Genomic DNA, 1,422 nt, shown 5'->3' on the forward strand with positions numbered 1-1,422 from the left:
CCCCGGGGGCGCGGGGTGCGCCGGATGCCGACCCGGATAGGGTGATGTGGTTCCGATGATGGGGTTGATGGGGCTCGCAGATGAGCCCTTGTCTCGCTGATATCGTCTCGCCGCGATGGTGGCGCCCGTGTGATGCGGGCGTATCTGTTTGCCACAACGAGTGAGCGCAATCCCATGAGTAAACGATGGATACCCGTGATCGCCCTCGCCTGCGCAGTCGGCACGGCGCAGGGGGCCACGCTGTTCAGTGACGGTTTCGAGAGCGGCGGTCTGAACCGCAGCGAGGGCGGCATTTCCTGGGGGTACAGCACCAGCGCTTCGGTGAGCGCCAACAACGCCTACTCCGGCAGCTCGTCGCTGGCCTTCGTCTACGACGGCGTCGGCGACGGTTCCGACTCCTTCGCCGAGCAGCGCCTGGAGCTCGGTCAGGCCTACCGCGAGCTGTGGTTCGGCTACGACCTCTACATCCCGGCCAACTACAGCCATCGCAGCCAGAGCGGTCCGAGCAACAACAAGTTCATCGCCATCTATCGAGACCCCTACACGAATCCGGGGTTCCAGGTGAATTTCTCGTTGAATGCCGACGGCAGCGGCGGCTCGACCCTGATGGCCCACCGCTATGACTACGGCAGCGAGGCGGGCATCCTCAGTGCGGGTTCCTTCATCGACAGCAGTGACCTCGGGCGCTGGCACAAGATTGTCGTTCACGTGAAGGTCCCCAGCAGCGGTTCGGCCAGTGACGGCGTGCTCCAGCTGTGGAAGGACGGCGAGCAGATGGCCGACTTCACGGGTGTGGCCATGTATGGCGGCGACGGGCAGAACTACTTCGATGAGGCCTATCTGCTCGGCTGGGCGAACTCCGGCTTCGACCAGCGTACGGTGTTCTACCTGGATAACCTCGTGGTCTCGGACACGCCGCTGAGCGGCGATGTCACCGCGCCGCCGGAGCCGCCGACGGTAATTGATACCGAGGTACAGTAACGCCTGCCACCCGTCCCCCCGGCGCGCCCGCGCCGGAGGGGACGGGTCACTTCACGCCCGTCCGTCGCCTCTTTTCGCCTAATTCGTCACGTCCGTCATGTGACGCTATCCAGTCCGTACCCGCGGTGGTAAACGGAATGTGGGGCAAGACGCTCTTCAACCCGGGTAACCGCCGATGTGTGGCATCGCTGGTCTGTTGGTCCCTGCGCAATCGCTTGCCACCGCGGCGCTGACCCAGCGTGCCCGCGGGATGGCGGCGGCGCTGCGTCACCGGGGCCCCGATGACAGCGGGGTATGGGTGGACGCCGATGCCGGTATCGCGCTGGCACACACGCGGCTCGCGATCCAGGACCTCAGCCCCGCCGGCGCCCAGCCCATGGTCTCGCCGGGCGGACGTTACCGGGTGGTGTTCAACGGCGAGATCTACAATTTCGCCGCGCT

General features: G+C 65.6%; 1 protein-coding gene and 1 pseudogene. Both read left to right on the forward strand.

Going from position 1 to position 1,422, the window contains the following annotated elements; genetic code table 11:
* Positions 1 to 174 precede the first annotated feature (174 nt).
* A complete protein-coding gene (locus tag G7A99_RS17850) occupies positions 175 to 981 on the forward strand; it encodes a heparin lyase I family protein (protein ID WP_163142707.1) in 807 nt (268 codons plus the stop codon).
* 196 nt (positions 982 to 1,177) lie between these two features.
* Positions 1,178 to 1,422 (forward strand): annotated as a pseudogene (locus G7A99_RS17855) (asparagine synthetase B); the annotation flags it as partial.

The sequence above is a fragment of the Arhodomonas sp. KWT genome (genome assembly GCF_010993615.1).